This is a genomic window from Mongoliitalea lutea (genome assembly GCF_014652135.1).
GTDB classification, from domain to species: Bacteria; Bacteroidota; Bacteroidia; order Cytophagales; family Cyclobacteriaceae; genus Mongoliitalea; species Mongoliitalea lutea.
Window position 1 is genome coordinate 73,326 of the sequence record NZ_BMYF01000020.1, and the last position, 25,542, is coordinate 98,867.

Annotated in this window: 19 protein-coding genes and 1 pseudogene; 7 read left to right on the top strand and 13 right to left on the bottom strand. The window is 38.8% G+C overall.

Annotated features, from left to right (window positions below; all coding sequences use genetic code 11):
• The first annotated feature begins 169 nt into the window (after positions 1–169).
• The 4 genes from IE080_RS15290 (at position 170) to IE080_RS15305 (ending at position 6,081) form a co-directional block, all read left to right on the top strand.
• Positions 170–1,228 carry a PorP/SprF family type IX secretion system membrane protein gene (locus IE080_RS15290; protein ID WP_189584541.1) on the top strand — a complete coding sequence of 353 codons (1,059 nt, stop codon included), beginning with the start codon at positions 170–172 and terminating at the stop codon, positions 1,226–1,228.
• Between the two features lie 325 nt (positions 1,229–1,553).
• The gene (locus tag IE080_RS15295; protein ID WP_189584544.1) at positions 1,554–3,410 is read left to right on the top strand and encodes a T9SS type B sorting domain-containing protein; all 1,857 of its coding nucleotides are present in this window, start codon (positions 1,554–1,556) and stop codon (positions 3,408–3,410) included.
• A 4-nt stretch (positions 3,411–3,414) separates the two neighbouring features.
• Positions 3,415–4,443, top strand: coding sequence for a PorP/SprF family type IX secretion system membrane protein (locus IE080_RS15300; protein WP_189584547.1), 1,029 nt, complete (start codon positions 3,415–3,417; stop codon positions 4,441–4,443).
• A gap of 108 nt (positions 4,444–4,551) precedes the next feature.
• Positions 4,552–6,081 carry a cryptochrome/photolyase family protein gene (locus IE080_RS15305; RefSeq protein ID WP_189584550.1) on the top strand — a complete coding sequence of 510 codons (1,530 nt, stop codon included), beginning with the start codon at positions 4,552–4,554 and terminating at the stop codon, positions 6,079–6,081.
• A 27-nt stretch (positions 6,082–6,108) separates the two neighbouring features.
• Here the strand turns inward: IE080_RS15305 and IE080_RS15310 are convergent, their stop codons facing one another.
• The gene (locus IE080_RS15310; protein ID WP_229800674.1) at positions 6,109–7,206 is read right to left on the bottom strand and encodes a DmpA family aminopeptidase; all 1,098 of its coding nucleotides are present in this window, start codon (positions 7,204–7,206) and stop codon (positions 6,109–6,111) included.
• Positions 7,207–7,257: 51 nt separating this feature from the next.
• Complete coding sequence (locus IE080_RS15315; RefSeq protein ID WP_229800675.1) at positions 7,258–8,691, bottom strand: aldehyde dehydrogenase family protein; 1,434 nt, start codon at positions 8,689–8,691, stop codon at positions 7,258–7,260.
• A gap of 427 nt (positions 8,692–9,118) precedes the next feature.
• Between IE080_RS15315 and IE080_RS15320 the strand changes: the two genes are divergently transcribed.
• Together IE080_RS15320 and IE080_RS15325 are read left to right on the top strand one after the other, a co-directional pair.
• Positions 9,119–10,093, top strand: coding sequence for a PorP/SprF family type IX secretion system membrane protein (locus IE080_RS15320; protein WP_189584556.1), 975 nt, complete (start codon positions 9,119–9,121; stop codon positions 10,091–10,093).
• A 2-nt stretch (positions 10,094–10,095) separates the two neighbouring features.
• Positions 10,096–12,471, top strand: a complete 2,376-nt coding sequence (locus IE080_RS15325) for an OmpA family protein (protein WP_229800676.1) — start codon at positions 10,096–10,098, stop codon at positions 12,469–12,471.
• Positions 12,472–12,609: 138 nt separating this feature from the next.
• Here the strand turns inward: IE080_RS15325 and IE080_RS19650 are convergent, their stop codons facing one another.
• The 11 genes and pseudogenes from IE080_RS19650 to IE080_RS19690 form a co-directional block, all read right to left on the bottom strand.
• Positions 12,610–12,744, bottom strand: a complete 135-nt coding sequence (locus IE080_RS19650) for a hypothetical protein (protein ID WP_262893062.1) — start codon at positions 12,742–12,744, stop codon at positions 12,610–12,612.
• A 69-nt stretch (positions 12,745–12,813) separates the two neighbouring features.
• Positions 12,814–13,230, bottom strand: coding sequence for a S41 family peptidase (locus IE080_RS15330; RefSeq protein ID WP_189584558.1), 417 nt, complete (start codon positions 13,228–13,230; stop codon positions 12,814–12,816).
• Positions 13,231–13,411: 181 nt separating this feature from the next.
• Entirely contained in the window at positions 13,412–14,566 is a 1,155-nt protein-coding gene (locus IE080_RS15335; RefSeq protein ID WP_189584561.1) for a hypothetical protein, read from the bottom strand.
• A gap of 619 nt (positions 14,567–15,185) precedes the next feature.
• Entirely contained in the window at positions 15,186–15,845 is a 660-nt protein-coding gene (locus IE080_RS15340; protein ID WP_189584564.1) for a hypothetical protein, read from the bottom strand.
• On the bottom strand, positions 15,845–16,762 hold the full coding sequence (locus IE080_RS15345) for a DUF5655 domain-containing protein (RefSeq protein ID WP_189584567.1): 918 nt from the start codon (positions 16,760–16,762) through the stop codon (positions 15,845–15,847). Before IE080_RS15345 ends, IE080_RS15340 begins: the two co-directional genes overlap by 1 nt.
• 731 nt (positions 16,763–17,493) lie before the next feature.
• On the bottom strand, positions 17,494–19,125 hold the full coding sequence (locus IE080_RS15350) for a type I restriction-modification system subunit M (RefSeq protein WP_189584569.1): 1,632 nt from the start codon (positions 19,123–19,125) through the stop codon (positions 17,494–17,496).
• Positions 19,126–19,938: a KilA-N domain-containing protein gene (locus IE080_RS15355; RefSeq protein ID WP_189584572.1), complete on the bottom strand. Its 813-nt coding sequence runs from the start codon at positions 19,936–19,938 to the stop codon at positions 19,126–19,128.
• 155 nt (positions 19,939–20,093) lie between these two features.
• Positions 20,094–21,467 (bottom strand): restriction endonuclease subunit S, encoded by a 1,374-nt coding sequence (locus IE080_RS15360; protein ID WP_189584575.1) that lies wholly within the window; start codon positions 21,465–21,467, stop codon positions 20,094–20,096.
• A 125-nt stretch (positions 21,468–21,592) separates the two neighbouring features.
• Positions 21,593–21,952, bottom strand: a pseudogene (locus tag IE080_RS15365) (GxxExxY protein); the annotation flags it as partial.
• Positions 21,953–21,986: 34 nt separating this feature from the next.
• Positions 21,987–24,980, bottom strand: coding sequence for a type I restriction endonuclease subunit R (locus tag IE080_RS15370; RefSeq protein WP_229800678.1), 2,994 nt, complete (start codon positions 24,978–24,980; stop codon positions 21,987–21,989).
• A 102-nt stretch (positions 24,981–25,082) separates the two neighbouring features.
• Positions 25,083–25,181 carry a hypothetical protein gene (locus tag IE080_RS19690; protein ID WP_308428177.1) on the bottom strand — a complete coding sequence of 33 codons (99 nt, stop codon included), beginning with the start codon at positions 25,179–25,181 and terminating at the stop codon, positions 25,083–25,085.
• A 41-nt stretch (positions 25,182–25,222) separates the two neighbouring features.
• Here IE080_RS19690 and IE080_RS15380 point away from each other — a divergent pair, with 41 nt between their 5' ends.
• Complete coding sequence (locus IE080_RS15380; RefSeq protein ID WP_189584600.1) at positions 25,223–25,435, top strand: hypothetical protein; 213 nt, start codon at positions 25,223–25,225, stop codon at positions 25,433–25,435.
• The last annotated feature ends 107 nt before the right edge of the window (positions 25,436–25,542 follow it).

Genomic DNA, 25,542 nt, shown 5'->3' on the forward strand with positions numbered 1-25,542 from the left:
GAATTCAAAAACCCCTTATATTCACGACATAATGTATATCTTGATACCTAAGTATCTGGATATTATAGACTCATAAAAGTAACCCTCGCCCTGGTAACTATTTATTGGACCAAATTATACAGCAGATAATGGTGTGAAATAAATTCATATCATTGAGGTAGAGGATTGTATGTTAAGCAAATACCTAAATAAAGTTTTAATTATATTCTTTGGATTGTTGTACTCGATGAGCCTTAAAGGCCAAGACGTACAGTTTTCACAATTCTATGCCGCTCCTCTTTTTTTAAATCCAGCACTGACTGGTTCAACAGAATTAACAAGGATTGGTGTAAATTATCGGAATCAATGGCCCGGTCTTAATCATTCATTCAATTCTTATTCTGCTTATATTGATCATTTTTCTTATGATTTAAATAGTGGGATTGGGTTAATTGTCAATGGAAATCAGGAAAGTCTCGCTCAGCTTTCTACCAATGAGATCGGTGTATTGTACAGCTATAAATTGAAAATTTCAAGTGAGATAGATTGGAGACTTGGTGGGCAAGCGAGCTTTGTAAGTAGAAATGCTTACTTTGGTGGCTTACTTTTTGGTTCTATGATTGACATAGGCTCTGGTTTTACTGGAACTGATCCAACTGATGCACTTTCTGCAGCTGGTATTTTTGCAACGGATTTTCAGCACCGATACATGAGTTACAGTTTTGGAACACTTTTTACCAGTCGCAACATGTGGTTTGGAGCATCGGCTCATCATGTTAATGAGCCTAATGTCTCTTTTGTAGATGATGGAATTAGCAAATTACCGATGCGACTTTCATTACATGGAGGTGTGAGACTCAATATTGGTTATGGTAACACACGTGATCCTTACACTAATTCTTATACAGAGAGATCTATTGGTTTCGCCTTTAATTACAAGCAACAAGACCCTTTCAATCAACTGGATATAGGTACGCAGTTATTTCTCGACCCATTGGTAATTGGCGTTTGGTATAGAGGACTCCCCACCAAATATGCTTTGCCAAATAATGAAGCTGTCATTGCTGTAATAGGCGTAGCTCTGGGAAATGGTGTGGATATTGGCTATAGTTTTGATTTCACAGTATCACAGCTTAATTTAAGAAATAGTGGTGGTGCGCACGAATTTTCTATGAGATATACATTTCTCTGGGGAGATCCTAAAAGTAGAAATCAGCGAGCACGCAGAATACCTTGCTTTCAGTATTAATTTTTTTTAAAAGGCATTTTTTTTAAAAATTATTACAAATACAATAAAAAGCCTAAGCACTTCAATAAATTGCAGTATGTGAATTTTTAAAGAAAAATTGAACATTTAGGTGATATTTTTTCGAAAAAATTAAACCTTCTTTCACTAGTAAATGTCATAAAACTTTTATAATTTTTAGTAAACAACAAACAAATAGCAATTTCATTTTGTTATTTACAAAAAACAAAATATAATATTCTAAAAAACAACATTCGAAATTTTAACCTTGAAATACATAATTAGTGTTATTAACTAAGTGATTGAACTAGGCTAAAACCAACAAAACATGAAGGCGCTCATCTTAAAATTTTCTCTAGTTTTGGGGTTGGTGATCTGCCTACTTTGTTTGAGCAAAAATTGTATAGCTCAAAACCACAACTCTAACGGAAACCCAATCAAAGAATTTGTTTTAGGACAAAGACTAGAAAGTCATCCTTCAAATTCTAAAATTCATGTGTCCATTTCTGGCAAATTGGCTCTTTGCTCTCATCAAGAAAGAGGTCATATACTTTTGGATGTAAAAGGTGGGACTCCTCCTTATAGATTTTTATGGAATAATAACGAAACAGTTCAAAACAGGTACAATTTATTTGCTGGAACCTATACTGTCACAATTACAGATAATGAGGGCAATTTTGTAAGAGAAAGAATCATCATTCAACCTCCCTTTCCATTTATTGTTGATTTGATAGAGAGAAACGACGCAAACTGTGCTAATGGCACTGTTGGCTCAGCAAAAATCAATGTAAGATTTGGGAGGGGTGAACCATATCGAGTAAAGTGGAGTCATGGCTTAGAAAATAGTATGGAAGCTAAAAACCTTCATCCAGGCTCATATCAAGTAAGTATTTATGATATATATAATTGTGAAGTCACAATTTCATTTGCTATTAATGGTGATGATGAAGGAATAAATGTAAGGGAAAAAGTAGAACAGCCTTCATGTGATAATGGTCAAATGGGTGCTATCAGCCTAGATGTAAGCGGTGGAAAAGCTCCTTACACATTTTTATGGTCCAACGGCAGTACAGCAAGAGAATTAAAACAGCTTGAACCAGGAAGTTATGTGGTCTTAGTAAGAGATGCTGCAGGATGTAGATACGAAAAGGAATTTGAAATCAACGGTGGAGAAATACTTGCCATTGAACCTATGAGTATTCTGGATAATCTTTGCGCCCAATCTCAAGACGGCGCAATCGAGGTGACTATCTCTGGAGGAAAAGCTCCTTATCAGGTTCTCTGGAGTAATGGAAAAAATACCCCTTCTATTCAAAATTTAGAAGCAGGCACTTATACTATTGAAACTACGGATGCGGAAGGTTGCACAGTCAGCAGGTCATTTGAAATTAAAGCTCCTCCAACCTTAGAAGCAAGAATAGCATCCACTGTGGAGATGAACTGTGAAACAGGAAATGCTTTAGGTCATGCTTGGGTGGTGATTGAAGGTGGAGTTACACCTTATACCATTCACTGGTTCAATGATAACTCCTCAAATCAAGAAATTTCATTCACCCAGACAGAGGATTTACAAGTACAGATTACCGATGCCAATGGATGTATTGTAAATGCTCGGACTAAGGTAGAACTTCCATACTATGGTGAATTGGGAAGGGTAGACTTCGAATATAGAAAACTAGAAATTAGTTCAAAAGATGAAGTGTTTGTTTCAGAACCACTTCAGTTTATCAGCCTTATCTCAAATGACTTCATTACTTGGGAGTGGGAGTTTGGTGATGGTACAAAGAGTACTGAAAAAGATCCGATCCATATCTTCACGCAAGCTGGAAAATATCAAGTTACATTGAGAGCCTACGATATCTATGGGTGTGTAGCAGAACAAGTTCACGCCGTTTTAGTAGTTAAAGCCAAAGAATGGATTACCATTCCAAGCGCTTTCACTCCCAATGGAGATGGTTTGAATGATTTTTTCATGCCGAAAGCAGAAGGCTTTGCAAACTTTGAAATGAGCATTTTCAATAACTGGGGAGAGGAGCTCTTCGCTTCTTCTAGGATAGAATCCGGTTGGGATGGTACCCACAGGGGTAGATTGTTGCCAAGAGGCAATTATATGTACAGAATATCGATGACCATGCTTAGCGGCGAAGTCATCCATAAATCAGGTTCTTTCACTCTTATCCGTTAAGGCCATGAAAAAGATATTCGTAATTATTGCCCTCATGATGCTAGGAATTTCTGTGAAAGGCCAAGATATACAGTTCTCCCAGTTTTATGCAGCACCGATTTTCTTAAACCCTGCTTTTGCAGGAAGTTCTGAAATGACACGGTTTGGAGTCAACTACAGAAATCAATTCCCTGGAATGGACCATTCATTGAATGCCTATTCTACATACTTAGATCATTATTCTTTCAGCTTAAATAGTGGCTTCGGCATTATCGCTAATGGCGTAACCGAGACCATGTCCAACTTAAGAACCAGCGAAATTGGTGCAGTATATAGCTATAGGTTGCAATTGGGATTTAATAGCTTCCTTCGCTTCGGAGGTCAGGCAAGCTTTGTGAGCAGAGATGCTGATTTCAGTAGTGTTATCTTCGGAAGCATGATCGACCCATTGACAGGGGAAGCCGGTTTGCCATCTGGAGAAAACTTAGGGTTGGATGTCAACCATCGCTATTTAGACTATCACTTTGGGATGTTGTACACCAATGAAATGGCATGGTTGGGAGTTTCTGCCCATCACATCACACAACCAAACATCTCTTTTGTGGATGATCAGATTGCAAAGTGGCCAATCAAATACTCCGTACATGGAGGAATCAGCTTCGATTTGGGAAGTGGAATGAGCAGAAATTACATGAATAATGTAGAAAATAAAAAATTATTGGTACTTGCCTTTAACTACAAGCACCAAGATCCATTTAACCAATTAGACTTGGGAACCCAGTTAGTACTTCAGCCACTTACCTTAGGGGTATGGTACCGAGGTCTCCCAACACCTGGCCTTAATCGACCCAACACAGAGTCCCTTATCGGTGTAGTAGGCATCTCTCTTGGCAATGGCCTTGACATCGGATACAGCTACGATTACACCTTAACCAAACTAGGCATAGCCAATACCAGCGGAGCGCATGAAGTTTCCATGAGATTCTCCTTCTTAGCAGGAAGTACCCAAAACGCAGCAGGCAGAAAATCTAGTATGCCTTGCTTCCGATACTAGAGTTTAGTCCCTATGAATACAAAAGCCTCTAGAGCCACAGGTTAGAGAGGCTTTTTCTTTTTTCAAACATTCTGCAAACTTTTTGATTTTACTAACAAAGAAATTCCAATGGCCCAAACACTTCGACTAATCCTAGGAGATCAGCTCAATAGTCAACATTCTTGGTTTCAACAAGTACAACCCCATGTAACCTATGTAATCATGGAAATGCGGCAGGAAACGGATTATGTCAAGCACCATATTCAAAAGATCATCGGTTTCTTTGTAGCTATGAGAGCTTTTGCAGAGCAGCTGAGAAATCAGGGACATAACGTTATCTACTATGAACTCGATCATGAGGATAACAACCAATCGCTGGAGTTGAACCTACAACAGCTGATTGCTAAACATGGCATTGAACGCTTCGAATATCAGCTTCCCGATGAGTATCGCTTGGATGAGCAATTGAAAAATTTCTGCGAACAGTTGAGCATTCCTTCTCAAGCATACGATACCGAACACTTTTTGACTACCCGTACTTTTTTAAATGAGTTTTTTCATGGGAAGAAAACCTACTTAATGGAATCTTTCTATCGGGAGATGCGGAAAAAATACGCTATCCTCATGGATGGGAAAGAACCTTTGACTGGCAAATGGAACTATGACCATGACAACCGAAATAAACTGAAAGATCCCCTATTGATCCAAGAACCAAAAACCCATACCCGTGATGTACGTGAAATCCTGTCCCTCTTGGAAGGCTCGAGAACTTCTTGGATAGGGACTGTCAATCCTCAAAAATTTGATTGGCCCTGTACACGGGAGGAAGGATTGGAGGTATTAGAATATTTCTGCAAGCAACTGTTACCACATTTTGGTCAGTATCAGGACGCTATGTACACCGGGCATGCCTTCTTATTCCATAGCAGATTAAGTTTTGCCATGAATTCAAAGCTGATTAGCCCATTAGAAGTCGTCAGTGCCGTAGAAAAATACTGGTATGCCCATCAGGATAAAGTTGACATTGCCCAAGTAGAAGGTTTTATCCGTCAGATCATCGGTTGGAGGGAGTATATGCGAGGCATCTACTGGGCTAAAATGCCTGAATATGCTGAACTCAATTTCTTTGGACATGACAGAAAGCTTCCCGAGTGGTTTTGGACAGGTAAAACTTCCATGAACTGTCTCAAGCATGCCATCGGGCAATCCTTGGAACATGCCTATGCCCATCATATTCAACGATTGATGGTGACTGGGAATTTTATGCTCTTAGCAGGAATAGACCCCGATGATGTAGACGCCTGGTACTTGGGCATCTATATAGATGCCATCGAGTGGGTAGAGATTACCAATACCCGAGGCATGAGTCAGTTTGCAGATGGAGGTATTGTCGGTACAAAGCCCTATGTATCTTCTGCCAATTATATCGATAAGATGAGCAATTATTGCGATTCCTGTAAGTACGACAAAAAGAAAAAGACAGGAGTAAATGCCTGTCCATTCAATAGTCTCTATTGGGATTTTTACCACCGTAATGAGGATAAGCTGGCCAAAAACCCAAGAATAGGCATGATGTACCGCACTTGGAGTAAAATGAACAATCGGCAAGAAATCTTGAATCAGGCAAAAACCTACCTGGAAAATATTGACAAACTATAAGCAATTATAGGGTTAGCTATTCAAGCTTTAGAGAGTTTTTAGCTTTCCATAGCCTTTCATGATTTCCAATACTTGGGCCTTTGGAAGGGATTCCACTTTCCGCCCATCTTTTCCTATCATCGTTTCTGCGGCAAAAAGAGAATTGATGATTGCCTCCTCCGTTGCTTCTATGACGGCTAGAAATAAAGCACTCATGTGGTCATTTGGCAATAAGTTAGGAGAATAGAACTCCCCTCTTTTGGTATCGTGTGGAACCAAGTTTTTGGCATGGGTAGCAAAAGCAATCACATAATCGCCGGAACCATTGGATGCGATGCCTCCAGTTTTTCCCAAACCCAACATAGCTCGGGAAGCCAAGCGCTTGAGATTGCGTTCACCCAAAGGGGCATCTGTTGCCACCACTATCATGCATGAACCATCCGCAGATTCCAATTGGTTTTTGAAAACATACTGTCCCAGTTCCTCTCCAATGGGAACTCCATCGATTTGCAATACCCCTCCAAAGTTACTCTGCACCAATACCCCGACGGTATAGCCCCCCAAAGAAGCTGGAAGCACTCTAGAGGAAGTCCCAATCCCTCCTTTGAATCCAAAACAAACAGTCCCTGTTCCTGCCCCCACACTTCCTTCCTCAACAGGACCAAAAGATGCGCGCTCAATGGCTTGTATCACATCCTCCTTCCTGACATGCATACCTTTGATATCGTTTAGAAAACCATCATTGGTTTCTCCGACCAAAGCATTGACAGATTGTACCTGTTCATTGCCTGCTTGCAGAAGCGTATACGACACTACTCCTTCTATCCCAGCTGCTACACTTAGGGTATTGGTCAAAATGATCGGACTTTCCAAGTTCCCCAATTCTTCTACCTGCGTACTACCAGCCAACTTTCCGAAGCCATTTCCAACATGGATGGCCGCCGGTGTCTTTTGTTGAAAAAGATTACCCATATGAGGTAAAATTGCCGTCACCCCTGTGCGAATAGATGTCCCCTCAACCTTGGTAACCTGCCCAACAGAAACGCCTTTCACATCCGTGATGGCATTGAGAGGGCCTGTGGGCATAACACCTATAGCTATCCCATGTTTTCGGGCAGCGGATTGGGTAAAAGCATGATTAGCCATAAAAGAGAGACTGCAAACAAGAATAAGTTTTCTAATTGACCTCATAAGGAATTAAAACCATTTGAGAAGAGATTCTACTACTTTTTTGGCCACTGCTCCATAAGGAGGATAAAGAGGTTTGGAAGCAGTGAGGCCTATGCGCTGTTTCATCACTGCTTTTTCATTGCTAAAAGCAAGAAAACCATAATACCCATGGGCCTTTCCTATCCCACTATTATTGACACCTCCAAAGGGCAATTCCGTCTGAAGAAAGTGCAGCACGCAATCATTAGCCACAGCCCCACCGGAAGAAGTATGGGCAATCACCTGTTTATTAAAGTCATCTGACTTGGAAAAACTGTACAAAGCCAATGGTTTGGGGTGCTTATTAATGTAATCAACAGCTTCGTCAAGGGCCTGATACTCCATGATAGGTAAAATTGGGCCAAAGATTTCTTCCTGCATAAGTTCCATTTCCTCGGTCACCCCAGAAATAATCGTAGGTTCAAAATAGTTTTCTGCCACATCGATAACTCCTCCAGACTCAATCACTGCACCTTTGTCTACAGCATCCTGAAGCATGGAAGATAATCTGTTCAGGTGTTTGGTATTGACGATACGAGCATAATCCGGAGAAGCCTGAACACCCTTGCCCGCAGGATTATACATGACTTCAATAGTGGATTTCAAGGCATCGATTAGTTCTTTTTTGGCAGAAGCATGCACAAGTACATAATCAGGTGCAATACAGGTCTGTCCACAATTGACAAATTTTCCCCAAACAAGCTTGGAGGCCGCATCTTTGAAATCCACCCGCTGATCAATGACCGCAGGAGACTTACCTCCCAATTCAAGCGTCACCGAACTTAAATGCTCAGCTGCCGCCCTCATGATAATTTTTCCAACGGCAGGACTTCCGGTGAAAAAAATATGGTCAAAAGGTTTTTGAAGGAGCAATTGGGCTGCCTCCACTTCTCCTTCTACTACTGCTACTACTTGTTCATCAAACACTTCTGCCACCAGGCGCCTCAATAAAGCAGAGGTATGTGGGGTCATTTCCGAAGGTTTGATAATCGCCGTATTTCCAGCCGCAAGGGCAGAAACGAGAGGACCCAGCGCCAAATTAAATGGATAATTCCAAGGAGAAATGATCAGACATACACCTTTTGGCTCATAATGAACATAAGAAGTGCTGCCCAACATGGTAAGCGGAGTAGGTACCTTCTTAGGTTTCATCCAAGAAGACAGGTGCTTGATCGTGTGATTGATTTCACTTGTGACCACAAAAATCTCACTGATATCAATTTCTGTATATGGTTTTTTAAAATCTGCATGAATGGCTTTCCGGATATCCTCTTGATGGGTCATAATCCATTCCAATAGTCTTTTTAGTAAATTGATTCTTGCCGTGGCCGGACTCTTTCGCAACTTGACCGCATGAGCTTGCTGCAAGTCAAAAAGTCTATCGATGGTATGTTGGGTCTCTGAAATTGTGTGAATAGTCATAGGTGATAAATTTATGTTCAAGTTATCAATTTTATTCTATCCCTCAGAGGCATAGCCAAAAAATTACACTGCACAGAAACCTTCCAGAACTTTTGTCGTTAGTTTACCATCACCTAAAATAAAAATTTTATGCAGTGGAGTTTGGAAAGGATAATTCCCAAAGAGATTTTGGGAGAAAGTCACAAAATGCGAGTAATAAAAGAATACATCAAAAAAATTAAAAAAGAACATAGAAAAAAAGTTTAGAAGAGGCGAAAAGCCTCTTTTTTTTGTTTAAATGGGATGTTTTTTAATTTTAAAATACACTTAAAAGCATTTTATAATATTAAAAATGAATTACAGATAATTTTTTTATTGGAATTTATTTGAAATGAAAAACATTTTAGTGTATTTTTACTGCGGATTTAAATATTTCAAATATCAATACATGAAAAATAATTTTGGACCTCTACTAATTATTTTGATAACTGCATTCTTGGCACCATCGAAATCTTGGTCACAACAGCTACCCCAATTCAGCCAATATATTTTTAATGGGTTACACATTAATCCTGCATATGCGGGCTATAGAAATGAGGGCTATATTCAGAGTACCTTCCGAAATCAGTGGGTAAATTTCCCTGGTGCTCCGCGTACGTTCACTATAACCGCAGATCTAAGTGCCAATGAAGGTTTAATGGGCTTTGGATTTTCCTTATTAAGTGATCACATTGGCCCTACAAGCACTTCAACAGGTATGCTGACCTACAGCTACCGCATACAAACAGGCAAAGAAAGCTTCCTTGGGCTTGGTATAAGTGCAGGAGCAAGTCAATACATGATCGATGGAAGCAAACTGAATCCTTTAGAAATGATGGATCCAAATCTCCCTTTGGGTACACAAACCATATTTACTCCTAACATGAATTCAGGACTATTTTTTCACAACAGCACTTTTTACGCAGGTATAAGTGCATTCAATATGATAGGTAAGCGAGCGCTTGAACGTGAGGATATTGCACTTGCATTTCATGATTTCCATTACTATCTAACTGCTGGTGCATTGTTATCAATAAGTGACAAAGTGGAATTCAAACCTAGTTTCCTTATCAAGGAAGTGAAAGGAGCACCAACTAGTTATGATATAAACGGAATGTTTTTATTTTTAGAACGTCTATGGTTGGGCGCAAGTTACCGATCAAATACCAGAATGTGGAAAGATAACTTAGAGGGAAATCTGAACAACAGAACAGCGATTGCATTTATTGCGGAGGTATTTGCCACCGAAAATTTGAGGATAGGCTACGCTTATGATACTAATCTAAATACTCTTCAGAATTACAGAAACAACTCACATGAATTCTCCGTGGGCTACTACCTGACTCCAAGAAATGTAAAACTTAAAAACCCAAGATGGTTCTGATGATGGAAATCACGAAAAGATATTTGAAATTTTTGGTAGTAGTGTTTCTGATCCTGTATTCAGCAGCTACAGAAGCACAACGGCCTCTTATCCGTTTTGCAGACAAACAGTTTGAACTTGAAAACTACGCCCATGCAGGTCAGGTATATGAGGAAGCTTATACCAAAAAAGAGAGCTACGCAACAGCCCGAAAACTTGCCATCACCTATCAAGTTCTCCGAGATTATGATAAAACTTTTGAGTGGTGGGGAAAAACGATAGCGTACAACGAATCCACCAAAGACGATTTTTACATGTACTTAATAGCTGCCATGCAGGCAGGAGAAGCCGAAGATCTCAATGCTTTCATGATATCAGGGGGATTCAGTACTTTCGACTTTCCAGGATTCAACTTAGAGACTTTGGAAAAACTTTATAGCGAACGTAAAAATGTCAAGCTTGTACAAGCAGAGGGTATCAATAGCTCCGGTTCAGATTTCGGTACATCCAAATGGGAAGATAAACATTATTTTTCAAGTGATCGAGGAGATTTAAGCTCTTCTAAGCGAAAAGCAATACGTTTGGATGCCAAAAACAATATTTTCTCTCAAGAAAAAAGCAATTTTAACGAGCGAGAATATTACAAGCTATATGTTAAAGACGGAAAAGAAGAGGTTAAACTTCTTTTATCAGACCTTCAAGGAGTCCAACACGTATCAGACGCTCATATATATGCTAACGGTACAAAGATTATGTACACAGCTTTCATAGGCCAAACGAAAGTTAAAGGTAGTAGAAAAAAAAGCATGGATATGAATAACTATCCTGGAATTTTTTACGGAAATCTAGACACCGATGGCAATATCAGTGACTCCAAACCTTTTCCTCATAACAACATGCTAACATATGGCGTCATGAACGGCTTCTATGATGCAGAAACAAAGAGGCTATATTTCACTTCCAATATGGAAGGAGGATTTGGCGGATACGATATTTACTTTGTGGATTATGACGGAAAGGAAAATTTTGGTAGCCCAATCAACCTTGGCAGTAGCATCAACACTGTAGAAAATGAAAGCCACCCTTCCTTGATGGGAGATTGGTTTTACTTTAGTTCTAGGGGTCATGATGGACTTGGCGGTATGGATATTTTCAGAGCTCCTCATAGCAATGGCGTCATAGGAAGTCCCGAAAATATGGGAGTACCATTTAATAGTCCAAGAGATGACTTTGCATATATCGAATTTGCAGATGGTAAGCGTTACCTTTCTTCAGATAGACAAGGAGGGATAGGTTTGGATGATATCTATCTGATAGAAGACTTGCATAAACGTATGATCGCACGTGTGATCGACTGTGATGGCAACATCATTGCTGAGGAATTTAATGCAGATATTAAGGAGAAAAATGGCAAAATAGTGGCCACTAAACGAGGTGCTACCGGAGAGCTTTTAGCAGACCTTGAACCAGGAAAAGAATTTGGATTGGTGATCAGCAAAAAAGGATACTTCAGCGTCACAGACCGTACCCTGAGCACGATCAATATGAAAGAGGAAAAGCTGGAGCGTGAGTACAGGTTGGCGGCCATTCCCTACCAGATGCCGGTATATGTGGACATCGTCTATTACGACCTGGACAGATCCAAGATCAGAAGGGACGCAGAAGAGGCATTAAACAAAATTGCAGAACTGATGAACAGATACAGCTTCTTGGATCTATTGGTGGGTAGCCATACAGACTCAAGGGCAAGCAATTCCTATAATCAGACGCTGAGCCAGAGACGTGCAGATGCGGTGCGGGAATACCTAGCTAATTATAATATAGGCCCTGAACGGATCAGGCTTGAATGGTACGGAGAGGAGCAGCTGACTAATGACTGTGGAAATGGGGTACCCTGTCCGGAGCCGGCACATCAGCTGAACAGAAGAAGTGAACTGGTACTTGAAGCCTTCCCTGACAGGGACAAGCAGTACGAGATGCCGAAGGAACTGATGGGAAAAGATATCTGCGATGCATCAGACCTGCTTGAGGCCATGCAGGCGGAATTACATAATCTTCCAACCATTTACTTTGACTTTGATAAGAGTACACTAAGATCAGTACATAGAAAAGAACTAGAACGCACAGCTATTATGCTTAAACGCATGTCCAACCTGCAATTGTACATTTCTGGCCACACGGATCAGCGGGGCAGCGAGGAGTACAACAAAGGGCTGAGCGAGCGCAGGGCGGCAGTGGTGATGGATTACCTGGTCAACAGGGGAGTGGAAGCTGCCAGAATGCAGTACGAATGGTTCGGCAAGACCCAGCCAATCAACGATTGCGGAGCCATTCCGTGCACGGAAGCCATGCACCAGTTAAACAGAAGAACAGAGCTCAGATTGGGTGGAATGAAATAGAAGGTATTTATAGGGACTAAAAAATATTTACTTAGAGACTAAATTATAGTTAAAGTCAATGCTACTAAGCATTGGTTTTTTTCTTTATTTACTGGGTATAGTTGCCTGTTGGTAGAAAATACAGGACTAAAGCTATGTCTAAATTCTAATACTTGTGGCACCATTTCCCAAGCCATCAACTTCTTGAAATGGAATATTTCTTAGTGATCCCCAATCTACCAAAAAGACAAGTTTCGGTACAGGCCATGTGTTATCTGGTAATTCTTCTATCATGATGCTAACGTTTTTATTTTATATAAGACGGGGGCATGGACCACAGATACTCGGTTTTTTTGCACTCTTTCAGTTATCTATATAATTTCGGAAAATATAATTTACAGGATCCACTTCTAAGTTAAGAAATTCATCTGGCTCAACCGATTTCATGCCCTCTTCTTTTTTATTAGCTAAATTATAAACCGAAGAAATTTGATACGTCAGCTTAGAATTAGGCAAAGCAAAATGAGCCAAAGCAAAACCATTGAAAGAGTATAAATTACCCGTTGCTTGTCCAATTACCTGACCCATATTGTAAAACTTAAACATTTCAGCGAAGATTGATCCTGCCGAAAAGGTGTTATGGTCTGTAATCAAATATACATTTCTATTGATATCAACCAACCTGATGGATTCATCTTCTGATGGGTCAGACAATGAAGCTAAATAAGCAATCGTGACTATCAGTACCGCAATTAAAATCCATCTAATTTTCTTGTTCATTGCAAACTTTATATTTCTGATGTTCTAATGGCAGTTCTGTTAAAGTAATGGAGGAAGGCGGTTTGCGGATATGACATGTTGCAAACTTCGGAGCACTTCACTGTCAACCAAGCATAACTTGTCCCGCCAAAGCGGGAAAGCTTGACTTAACCACTGAACCGCCACTTTTGGGTAGGTGCTGTTAGTGGCTGGCATTCTTTCTTTCGGTTAGGTTTTCAATATATTTTACTACTCCGTCTCTGTATGCTGTCACTTGTCTTTTTCCGAAAAATGTTTTGTATCTTTTTAATATTTCGTTGTTATTGTCCGTTCTTTCCTTTAATACTTTCCCAGTTTTTTCGTCCTTTTCATCTCTCATTACGACTTCAATTTGTGTGTCGTGTGGAATCATTCTTGAAAGTAGTTGTCGCAGTTCATAATCTGCTTGAGGTAAAGAATAACCAATGAAAACAATTTTGCTTGCTTCTGAAAGTTCAACTCCAGAATTTTGCCAAATTAATTTAATTTGAAAGTTGTTTAAGTCTTTCAAAAATGTTGGCATAATTAAGTTGCTTCGTAATGCTGTCGAAATGGTTCTAGTTTCCTTAAAATTTTTACTACAATGACTACAATATTTGTCTTTATAAATTCCGTATTCAGCAATTTTATCGTAAAACGCAACATAAAGTCTTTGACACTTTGGACAATTAAGCCAATTCATCGAGCCGTGAATTTTTAAAAGTTTAACATTGTATTTTCCTTTTCCAAGAGCCCAAAGTCCTGGTTTGATTGTGTCGTCATCGTGAAGTGAACTGATGTAACAACAATAATCAACCACACCATTATGGTTGTCAACTTCTATAGCTCTCTTAATTGAATTGTCTAACAGAATGTCCCAATTTGTGGATATCACAGCTAAAGGGTCGTGTTTCTTGTCCTTCATTCTTGGTTGCATATTTTCAACTAAGAACTTTGCGAATTTGTCAATGTATTGTTTTTGTGATGTCGAGTTTTCTAGTTTTTCTTTGATGGCTATAATAATCAAAGAATAAATTTTTTCTCGTAATTCAACTAATTTTTTATTATCAAGTGAACGAAAAGAAACTCCGTCTATGATACATCTGTCTATTGGTGTAAAAACATCTTCTAATGCTATGCTTTTGAAGTCAGCCTTGTCAATGTATAGTTCGTTCTCCAAAAACTTCTCAAAGTCGTCAAGATATCCTTTAATGGTTTTGTCTTTAGTCCCAAAGTTTTTCTTTTTTAGGTTTAGGATTTCTTCAACAATTTCAGATTGAATTGGTGCTTTCGCTGGTTTTGAAAATCCTGCTCCTAATATGTAAACTGTCTTATTCATTTTGTCGTTGATTTCTCGTTGTTATGTCGGTTTATATGCTTGCCACTAACTTACTTATATGTCTGAAAAACCCACCCATATATACCCTACGGAAGCTTGCTAAGTCTGATTTTTCAGCCGTATTTTCAACTCCCTAAACCTACTAAATACCCTCCAACGAAAAAATACCCTGATCAGGGTATGTATGAGGCTTTTTTCACCTAGGTAAATGACTCATTCCTTTATCTCATAACAACATACGCCATGTTTTGAAGATTGTCAGTAAGGTCATGCTGTGGTCCCGGTGACGAATGATCTATTTTACTTATGGATAGTGATCGTATTTTACTCCGTGCTTTCCGATGGAATTATTACCTTAAAGCAACCCATAAATAATCATATTAAAGTGGTCAAGATCATCGGATTGATTGGTTAAGATGGTTTGGGCACAGCATTCGTTTAATTCCCATAGCTAAACCAGCTCTGAACAGCGCTACACTTCTGTCAACGGATTGCGTGTATGAGAAGTAGCGGATTAAGAAGCACTTCACTATCAGTTTGGCACTAACTTTTGTTAAAATCACTGACCTTTGATTTACCTCTGAACCCGCTATTTTTCATACACGCTGTTAGCCCATCGTTATTTTTTCTTTTTTGATACGAATCCTATTAAAATCATAAAAATTAAGTGTATTCCTGCATTCAGCCAATAATTATTTGTTGGGTTTCCATTAATTATAGGAATTAAAAATGCTATGTAAGTTATAAACGAAATTATCCCAACCCAAACAACATTTAAAGCAAGCCACCCAAAAGCTGTATTTTTATCAAACTTTTGACCTGGGAATAAAGGTAAAAAAATCAAAATTGGGAATACAAGCAATAAGAAGTAATTTGAGCTAATTACCATCCAAGTTGTTGAAACATTTTTTTTACTTGGTGTTTGAGCTTTATTCTCTGTGAGTTTTTCAATTTTACTTGGCTCAATAAATTTATTATCGGAAATAATCAGTTTCTTTTTTATTTGTTGCGTGTAATGCTTTTTATTGAAAATCTCAACCTCTAAATTGGTTAAGTCCATCATTTTCAAAGAGTCTTGGGAATAATTGCGTTTTAATGACTGTATTCTCTCAAGCTGTGTAATCCTTTGATTATTTGACCAATAGTAAGTGAAGTCAAATACATAGTCAACTATAAAAAACATACCAATTATAACAAAGAAAAGTGCAGTCTTGGAACCAAAAGACCTTGACTTGTCCAAGAAAAAACCTATTAAACTGTTTGCTCCTATCCAATCCATTACCTTTTATTCTTTTTCAATGACTGTTTTATCAGGCTTAAAATATATTCCAATTCTTCGTCTGTCCGCATAATAATTTCATAGTCTCCATTTCCCCAATGTCCGACAGAGGAAACGTCTCTTGCAATCTCTTTCGGGTCGTCAAGGTCTCCTTGTTGCATATTCAGCCATATTTTCAAAGCATTTTTTTGAATATGAATGTCTACCACGTTTGAGCCTGATACAAAAGCAATATATTTTTTCTTCGGTTTGAGTTCTAATTCGTCAAGATTTAGAATGGCGCTTTTTAAGGTCTCGTAAAGCTCTTTTGTTTCTTCTGTTCCTTTTTCTATATGCTCTTCTTCTGTATAGACCTTAATTTCCTTAGTCACTTTTTCAATCGCTTCATCTTGTCGACTGATTGTCTTGACACTTTCCTGAGCCCCCGAAGTCTTTATTTGGTTGTAATTAACTGTTTGATTGTCATATCGTTTGATTTCCCAAAGTTCAATTGGTAAGTCCTTGAAATTTATCGCTTCTTTTTGATAAGTCGTAAATGAGGGTGAAATGAAAATCACTCTCGATTGCGACCAATCAACATCATTTCGCTTTAGAGTCTCTTTTGAATTTTCGTTGTATTCAAGAATGAAGTCCGCTTTGTTGTTAAGCATTAGCGATAAATAAGCGTATCCTTGGTCAATTACGCTAAAGTTTTTGTCCCGTTTGTATTCGATAATCACAAAAGTTCCTGCGTCATTGTCAAAAGCTAAAGTGTCGATACGAAAATTATTTAGGCTGAATTCCGATTTCACAAAGTCAAGTCCGAAAATTGATTTCAAGTTTTTTTCTGTAAGCGATTGAATGTCTTTTTCGAGTTTAAAAGGTTGCTCCTTTATGTTCTCAAGTCGCTCGTTATTTTCTATTTTAAATAGTGCCATTTATCTTGTAGTGTCGTTTTTCATAATGTGGGCTATCTTACTTATATGTCTGAAAAACCCACCCATATACACCCTACGGAAGCTTGCTAAGTCTGATTTTTCAGCCGTATTTTCAACTCCCTAAACCTACTAAATACCCTCCAACGAAAAAATACCCTGATCAGGGTATTTATTTAGTTTTTTTAAATAGTTAAATGGCTCATTCCTTTATCTCATAACAACATACGTCATGTTTTGAAGATTGTCAGTAAGGCCATGCTATGGTCCCGGTGACGAATGATCTGTTTTACTTATGGATAGTGATCGTTTTTTGTTCCATGCTTTCCGATGGAAGTTCTACCCTAAAGCAATCCCTAATTGATCAAAATAGAGTGGTCAAGATTATCGGATTGATTGGTTAAGATGGTTCGGGCACACCATTCGTTTAATCCCCGTAGCTAAACCACCTCTCAACCCCGAGAAGTCCAAATAGCAATTGGGATCAACAGGGGCTAATTCCGAAATTCGGCTACGCTCCACTTCGATTTAGCCCTTATATGTTAGCGGTTCGGTGTTCTTCTATCGTCTTGTTGGTCGGTTGTGCGTTGACTTTGCAAGCTCTTTGACAAAGCTTTGGTTGGAGCTGTGGCTCGTGGGTCATTGGTCCCGAAAGCATTCGGGATGCTTGCAATTGCGCAGCAATCACGAATACCATTGAAAATTATTATTCAATGAGTAAATAGCGTGGGCTTTTAAATGGGTTTTAATCCCAACTCTTCCAAAAACTTATTGTGTTTGTCAGTGTTTGTTTTGATGGTTTCGTTGATTGAAGTTAGTTTGTTGTTTACTTCTTTCAAGTCAATTTGTACTTCATCTTCCGTAGTACTTACATACCTTGAAATATTCAGGTTGTAACCGTTCTTTTCGATTTCTTCCATTGAAACTCTCCGAGCATATTTTTCAATCTTTTCCGGGCGGTGTTGGTAGGTTTCAACAATTTTCTGAATGTCGTTTGGCTCGTCTTCTTCGCCTTCTCTGAGTGTGTTTTGTCGTTTGCCTTTTTCGTAATGCTCACTGGCATTGATAAACAAAACATCATCTTGCTTTTTGCATTTTTTCAATACCAAAATACAAACGGGAATGCCTGTAGAGTAGAACAAGTTAGAAGGCAAACCAATTACGGTATCAATATGATTGTCCTTTAACAATTTGGTTCTGATGCGTTCTTCTGCTCCTCCACGGAATAAAACCCCATGTGGTAAAATGATGGCCATTGTCCCTTCTTTACCCAAAAAGTGAAAACCGTGCAACAGAAAAGCAAAGTCGGCTGCTGATTTGGGTGCTAAACCATAACTCTTGAAACGGAAATCTTCTGCCAAGGTATCGTTTGGTTCCCAACGCAAACTAAAAGGTGGATTCGCTACTATGGCATCAAACTCTATTTTTTTGCTTGGGTTCATTTCGTTGAGTTCATCCCATTGATTCTCTAGGGTATCTCCGTGGAATATCTCAAACTCGGTGTCTTTCATTCCGTGCAAGAGCATATTCATTCGGGCAAGATTGTAGGTGGTGATGTTTTTTTCTTGTCCGTAAATTTTACCTACACTTCCGCCACTGTCTTTGATTCGCTTTCTTACATTGAGCAGTAACGAACCCGAACCACAGGCAAAATCCAATACTTTGTTCAGCTTGTTCTTTTTGCCACTGGTGGGGTCTTGACTGTCTAAAGTAACGATTTCAGAAAGTATGGTAGATATTTGTTGTGGTGTATAAAATTCCCCTGCTTTTTTGCCCGAACCTGCTGCAAACTGACCAATCAAATATTCATAGGCATCTCCAAGGGTATCAGAATCAGTTGAAAAATCAGCAATGCCTTCGGCAATTTTCTGGATGATGGTGCAGAGCTTTTTGTTTCGCTCAGTGTTGTTTTTGCCAAGTTTTTCTGAATTCAAATTGATTTCGGAAAACAAGCCTTGAAAAGCACTGTCAAAGGATTCGTCTTGTATGTATTTAAACGCTTTTTCTAAGGTCACCAACAAATCAGGATTTTGGGTACGTGCCATTTCGCTGATGTTGCTCCACAAGTAATCGGGCTTGATAACATAATGCACCTTTCTACGCATCTGCTGTTCATACTCAGGCACATCAGGCTCATTCACCACATACCATTCGGCTAAAGGAGTGCGCTTGTCATCATCGTCTAATACCGGATAATCCCCGCCCAATTCTTTTTTTGCTGCTTCTTCATAATTGTGCGACAAATACCTCAGGAACAGAAACGAAAGCATATAATCACGGAAATCATCTGCATTCATTGCTCCTCTTAAATCGTCTGCAATATTCCAAAGGGTTTTACCTAATTGTTGTTGGTCTTTTAAAGTCATCTATTTTAATAATTTTCTGTTTTCAATATCAATCAGCACCTTCATTTGTTGGATGGCAATGGTGTTGAGTTTTATAAGTCTATCTTTCTGTGAAATCTTTTCCTGAATAAAAACTGCATTCAGATTTTCCATATTTGCCAAACAAATCAGTTCGTTGATGTTGGCATAATCACGCATATTGCCTTTTAAATCAGGATTAGCTTCTCGCCATTGTTTGGCAGTTTTTCCAAATAATGCCACATTCAACACATCTGCTTCCGTAGCGTAAACTATGGCAGTTTGGGCTGGTGTAAGTTCTTCAGGAATTAAATTTTGCTTAATGGCATCTGTATGAATATGGTAATTGAGTTTTGCCAATTCACGCTTGGCAGACCAACCCAATTGCTTTTGCTCTTCTTCTTTTAGCCTTTGGAATTCGTTGATTAGATAAATTTGAAACTCCGGACTTAGCCACATTGCAAAATGAAAAGCAATATCCTTATGAGCATACGTACCGCCATATCGTCCTGCTTTTACCAATAACCCCATGGCTTTTGTCCTTTCCACCCATTGCCCAACCGACATAATAAATCTGTTAACACCCGCCTCTTGTTCAATTACCCCGAATTCGGGGTAATTGAAAGTTGGATTGTTTAATTTTTCCCAAATACCAATATACTCAAGTGTGTTTTTATTGGTAATCCATTTGCCTATTAATCCACTGCCTTCCTTAAATCCGGCAGTCATATCCGTGAGTGATAGAAAATCTATGTCGTTTTGGGCCAAAACAGCAATAGAGGTTCCTTTTACATATATGTTCTTGCTTTTTGCCATCTATTCACTTTACTTTTCTAAACCCCTCGAATTCGATGGGTTTAAAGTGGTTAATTTCGACCATTTTACCCATTGTCTGGACCACTGATTTGTAGGATTTTAGGATTACCTTGATTTTTTTATTTCTCATCACATTCATCATTTCATCACAAAAATCACAGTTCAGACATTCTCGGAAACAAACCCTGCATCAAACCCTTTTTATGCAATTGCAATTGCTCAATTTTCTCCGCCTGTGCCGCAATAAGGGCATCTAAGGACGAAAGACAAGAAGCAATTTTTTGTTGTTCTTGAATGGTTGGTAATAAAATAGTTGTAGATGCCAATGTTTCTTGACCGACATTAAATCTTGTACTACCACCTGCTTTTGATGAAATGCTATTTCTAATTTCTCTTGTTTTTAACAGAGCATTTAAAAATGCAGGTTCATAATCACCTATTTTCTTTCCTCTAATAACAAATCCGCCAAAAGTTGCCGTGTTATCTTTATCGAGATAAACATTTGCAGTTCCTACTTCTTCTTGGGTTTCGGAACTTCTTTGAAATAAAATATCACCAAAAGTTACAGAATTCTTTTGCAAAGTGCTCTCATCAATATCTACACTTCCAATGATATTTTCATAGATTATAAATTCATTGTTCAGAATATCTAAAACATTAATGAACTTAATTCCTTTACCATACTGCTCCCTTGCTGCATTAATTCCATTCTTAAATTCTAATATCTCCCCCAACTTCTTCTCCACCCACTCCCCATCATTCTCAAACTCCTTAAACCGATACTTAGGTACATTGTCTGAATTATGATTTTTAGGATTTGATGATTGTAGGATTTTTTTATTGCCTTTTTCAATCCTATCATCCTTTAATCTATCAAATCCTAATTCTGACGGTTGAGGAAAAAGGTTTTGCATCAAGCCTTTTTTGTGGTCTTTGAGTAATTCCAACTTTTGGCTGTGGGCGGCTATCACTTCATCTAAAGACGAAAGACAGGATGCGATTTTTTGTTGTTCGGGTAAAGTTGTGTGATACAATTTTGAATTGTAAACAATATCGCTACTGATATTTTGAACAATACCACCTGCTGAAAGCTTTTTATACTGATTTTGCATAAAATCGGAATTCAGCAATTGTAATAAAAAAGGTTTGTTAAAGTTGTTCTCATATTTACGAAGTACAAACCATCCATCATAAATACATCCTTCTATTGCCAATTGATAAGTTTTACCAAAACTCATTGAATTAGCTAAAATCAATTCACCTTTTTCAACTTTTCTTGATTTTTCAGCACCCTTTAAAGTGATTTTTTCTTCAACTTGATATAGGACCGAGTTTACTGCATTTTTAGTGTCCCCAATCTTTATCCAATTAACTCCAGATTCATCTTGTGTCAAGTAATCCTGAATTGGTCTTGGCGAACTTCCTCTGTCAAGTTTAATAAACTTTGAAAATTCTTTTAAATCCCATTCCACCTCATTTTCAAACTCAGGGAATCTCAACTCTGGTATCATTTTCATATCCTTACTCATTTGTCTGAATTGGGATTTTTAGGATTGGATGATTGTAGGATTTTTTCTTTGGATGAAATCCTATCATCCTTTAATCTATTCAATCCTAATTCTGACTTGTATTGTTTGTTTTCGGGGTGATTGACATTATAAACCCTCTTAAATTCTAAACTTTTTGCACCAAAATTGATGAGTAGTCCTATTGGCAGTTTATAAGCTTGACAGTAGTTCATAGCTTGAGCCAAGTGAACATCCTCTAATTTTATCAATGCTTTAAGTTCCACCATAATATTTTCTTCTACAAAAAAGTCCACTCTTCGTGTGCCAATGTCATAACCATCATAAAAGATTGTCATTTCCATTTCTCGCTGGAACCCTAAATCTTGCTTTTGCATTTCTATCGCCAATGCTCTTTGGTAAATGACTTCTTGGAATCCATTACCCAAGGTGCTATGAACTTTCATAGCACATCCAATAATCTTATGTGTCAACTCTTCGTATTTCATAATCCTATCATCCTTTAATCTTACAAATCATAATTCAGACATCATAAGCGGCCAATCCACTAATTTCCCTATCCCCTGCCAATTTCTTTAATTGGGGTACTAAGTCTTCCATCAATGCCAATTCTTTTACCCTGCGTTCCTTCCAACTCAATTCCAAAGGTGCTAACAGGTCGGTGAGTTTTTCCCCGTCAAAAATCATTCGGCTTAGTATGTTTTCTACAAAGGCTTTCAGGTCTGCGGTTTGCAAGCCGTGTTTGTGGGCAATGGCAGCCAATTCCTTTTCGTTTTTCTCTACCACAAAAGTTTCGTATCCCTTGCGAAGCGTTTCCACATCTTGTCCGCTGTTCCAATCCAAGCTGTTGATGTATTCGGTTAAATCTTCCTGCTCATCCATCAGGTTGGCATTGGCACTCAGCAAGCTAATGACCTGTGCTTTGGTCATCTTTTGCTTGGCAGGCTTTTGTTGCGTACTGTCAGCAATCAAACTCATGATGTAGTCATAATCAATCACGGCAGAAGCAAACAGCACAAATTCAAAATCCAATTGCTGAATGTCGGGCGGTGCTTGGTCGCCTTCTTTTTGCTGTATTTCCCGCAATTGCTTGGCGGTTTCTATATACGAACTGCGGAACTCCAACAACTTTTCTGTTGGCAAAATCGCTTCAATCTGGGCTTGTTGGGTTTCGTCAATGTCTGTGTATTGGTCTAATTGCGTTTTAAGGCGTTGTACTTCCTTAAAGTTCTTTACAAAAGCAATGCGGGCAGCATCTCCTTTCAGGTTATACACTTCCTGCGGTTCGCTTGCCAAATTATGCTCCTCCATAAAGATGCCCAATTTCTCCACGGCTTCTTTGTACTTGTCAATCACCACTGGTGCAGGGTCCACCAACCAAATTTCTTTGGCTCGACCGTTATCTTCACCCGAGAACAAGGCAATGGCGGTATTTACAGCTTCTTGCTGCGAACGGAAATCGAGAATATTACCGTAAGGTTTGGTATCGTTCAGCACTCGGTTGGTGCGCGAAAACGCCTGAATCAGTCCGTGGTATTTCAGGTTTTTGTCTACATACAAGGTGTTCAGGTATTTGCTGTCAAACCCTGTGAGTAACATATCTACCACTATGGTAACGTCTATTTTATTTTTGTGTGGATAATCCTTATTGCTGTATTTCTGGTCTTTGATGCGTCTTTGCACATCTTGGTAATACAAATCAAATTCGTTGATACTGTGGTTGCTGCCAAACTGTTTATTGTAATCGTCAATAATCAGTTTGAGAGCTGCTTTTTTCTCTTCGGGATTATGTTTGTTGTCCTCTTTTTCCTGCACCAAATCCTCTTGAATTTGCTGAATGTCTTTGTTGCCTTCGGCAGGTGGAGAAAACACGCAAGCGATATTCAAAGGCTCATAATTTGGGTCTTCGGCTTGTCGCTGTTTCTGAATTTCCTTGAAAAGCTGATAGTATTCAATGGCATTGTTAATAGAAGCTGTCGCTAACACTGCATTGAAACGCCTTGAATTGGTAGCGGCATTGTGTTTGCCCAAAATGGCTTCTACTACTGCTTGTTGAGCTATCCCTGCCTTGCCGGCAAGCAGCTGTTCGCCTGATTTCGCTTGATGTGTTCCTTTGCCTTTAAAATAGTCAATGTGAAATTTCAGTACATTTCTATCGTCAATGGCGTGGGTAATGGTATATGCATGCAAACACTTTTGGAAAATGTCTTCCGTGGTTTTGTAAGATGCTTCTTCGCCTTCTCTAATTTGATAGGTAGCATTTTCGCTGAAAATGGGCGTACCCGTAAATCCAAACAATTGCGCATTGGGGAAAAACTCTTTTATCGCTTTGTGATTTTCACCAAATTGCGAACGGTGGCATTCGTCAAAAATAAAAACCATTCGCTTGTTACGAAGTGGCTCTAATCGTTCTTTGTAGTTCTTTTTGTTTGTGCCATCCAAGGCCAATCCCAATTTTTGAATGGTAGTCACAATTACCTTGTCGGCATAGTCCGTAGAAAGTAAACGCCTTACCAACGTTTCGGTGTTGGTGTTTTCCTCCACACTGCCTTCCTGAAATTTATTGAACTCCTCACGGGTTTGTCGGTCAAGGTCTTTACGATCAACCACAAACAAACATTTTTCAATGTCATTATTGCTTTTTAGTAAAGTGGAAGCCTTGAAAGAAGTCAAAGTTTTACCGCTTCCTGTGGTATGCCAAATGTAGCCGTTTCCTCTGTTTTGCTGAATGCAGTCCACTATTGCCTTAACTGCATACACTTGGTAAGGTCGCATCACGAGTAATTTCTGTTCGCTCTCCACCAACACCATATACTTGCTGATCATTTCACCAAGCGTGCACTTGGTCAGAAATTTCTCCGTAAAATCATACAGTCTGTTGATTTTCTTATTGTCGATATCTGCCAATTCATACACAGGCAAAAACTGTTCATCTGCATTGAAAGCAAAATGTTGGTTCTTGTTGTTGGCGAAATAAAGCGTTCTATTGGCATTGCTCACAACGAACAACTGCATAAAACACAACAGTGAATTTCCGTAACCATTGCCCGGCTCGTTTTTGTAATCCACAATTTGCTGCATTGCCTTTCTATGTGAAATATCTCCCTTTTTAAGTTCGATTTGTACCACAGGCAAGCCATTAATCAGCAAAATAATGTCGTAGCGTTGATGGCTGTTTTCGGTATTAATGCGTAGTTGATTGATGACTTCAAAGTCATTCTTGCACCAATCTTTGTTGTTCACCAAAGTATAATGCAATGGCGTTCCGTCCTCACGTTGGAAGTATTGCCGTTCACGCAACAATTTAGAAGCCGCAAAAACATCAGGATTGATGATTTCTTCTCTCAGTCTCAGAAACTCATTGTCTGATAAGCGAACGCGGTTAAGAACTTCAAACTTTGTTCTGAAGTTTTGTTCAAGTGATTTTCTATCGACAATATCAGAGCGATAGATATATTTTAGCTCCGTGAGTTGCTTAATGAGTGCTTCTTCTATTTGATTCTCTTTAGCCATCATTCTTCTTTCATGTGTATTTGTTTATTTCCAATGGTCACATGGAATTCACATAATCCTTTTATTCAATCCCTGACGGGATTAAATAGAATAAAAGGATTATGTTCATTTCAATAAATCTTTGGCGTTAACGTCCAAAATTTTTGCAATGCGGTACAAATCCTCCATACTCGGTTGTCTCACATTTCGGGCATACTCGTTTATCGTGTTTTAACTCTTGTCCAACTTTTTAGCAAGCCAAGTCTGTGAAATACCTTTTTCTTTCAGAACTTCTTTCATTCGGTTCATTGAAGCCTAATTTATTTTTAACACGTCAAGATAGTAAAAATACACAGTCCAATAGTGTAGAGGTTCATGGTCTTATCGTGGATTGGCAGGGGCAAGGTCTTTTGGTCTTTGAGCCTTGGCTTTTAGCGTTGGAAAACCCAAATGTGCTTGACCGAGCGTTGGGTTTTTAGACTTCTGACTAACGTAAACAAAATCCCTCAATTTGAGCTGATTTCGAGGCCTAAATCCTTATTTGTCAGACCGAATTTATCGATTTGTTTTTTTATTCTCTTAACTA

Bases quoted from the DNA above. Each gene is read 5' to 3' on its own strand.
- IE080_RS15355 (WP_189584572.1), bottom strand. From the start codon at position 19,938: ATGGCAAAAAGCAAGAACATATATGTAAAAGGAACCTCTATTGCTGTT.
- IE080_RS15320 (WP_189584556.1), top strand. From the start codon at position 9,119: ATGAAAAATAATTTTGGACCTCTACTAATTATTTTGATAACTGCATTC.
- IE080_RS15370 (WP_229800678.1), bottom strand. From the start codon at position 24,980: ATGATGGCTAAAGAGAATCAAATAGAAGAAGCACTCATTAAGCAACTC.
- IE080_RS15315 (WP_229800675.1), bottom strand. From the start codon at position 8,691: ATGACTATTCACACAATTTCAGAGACCCAACATACCATCGATAGACTT.
- IE080_RS15300 (WP_189584547.1), top strand. From the start codon at position 3,415: ATGAAAAAGATATTCGTAATTATTGCCCTCATGATGCTAGGAATTTCT.
- IE080_RS15335 (WP_189584561.1), bottom strand. From the start codon at position 14,566: ATGAATAAGACAGTTTACATATTAGGAGCAGGATTTTCAAAACCAGCG.
- IE080_RS15310 (WP_229800674.1), bottom strand. From the start codon at position 7,206: ATGGCTAATCATGCTTTTACCCAATCCGCTGCCCGAAAACATGGGATA.
- IE080_RS15295 (WP_189584544.1), top strand. From the start codon at position 1,554: ATGAAGGCGCTCATCTTAAAATTTTCTCTAGTTTTGGGGTTGGTGATC.
- IE080_RS15330 (WP_189584558.1), bottom strand. From the start codon at position 13,230: ATGAACAAGAAAATTAGATGGATTTTAATTGCGGTACTGATAGTCACG.
- IE080_RS15360 (WP_189584575.1), bottom strand. From the start codon at position 21,467: ATGAGTAAGGATATGAAAATGATACCAGAGTTGAGATTCCCTGAGTTT.
- IE080_RS15305 (WP_189584550.1), top strand. From the start codon at position 4,552: ATGGCCCAAACACTTCGACTAATCCTAGGAGATCAGCTCAATAGTCAA.
- IE080_RS19650 (WP_262893062.1), bottom strand. From the start codon at position 12,744: ATGATAGAAGAATTACCAGATAACACATGGCCTGTACCGAAACTTGTC.
- IE080_RS15345 (WP_189584567.1), bottom strand. From the start codon at position 16,762: ATGGCACTATTTAAAATAGAAAATAACGAGCGACTTGAGAACATAAAG.
- IE080_RS15290 (WP_189584541.1), top strand. From the start codon at position 170: ATGTTAAGCAAATACCTAAATAAAGTTTTAATTATATTCTTTGGATTG.
- IE080_RS15325 (WP_229800676.1), top strand. From the start codon at position 10,096: ATGGAAATCACGAAAAGATATTTGAAATTTTTGGTAGTAGTGTTTCTG.
- IE080_RS15350 (WP_189584569.1), bottom strand. From the start codon at position 19,125: ATGACTTTAAAAGACCAACAACAATTAGGTAAAACCCTTTGGAATATT.
- IE080_RS15340 (WP_189584564.1), bottom strand. From the start codon at position 15,845: ATGGATTGGATAGGAGCAAACAGTTTAATAGGTTTTTTCTTGGACAAG.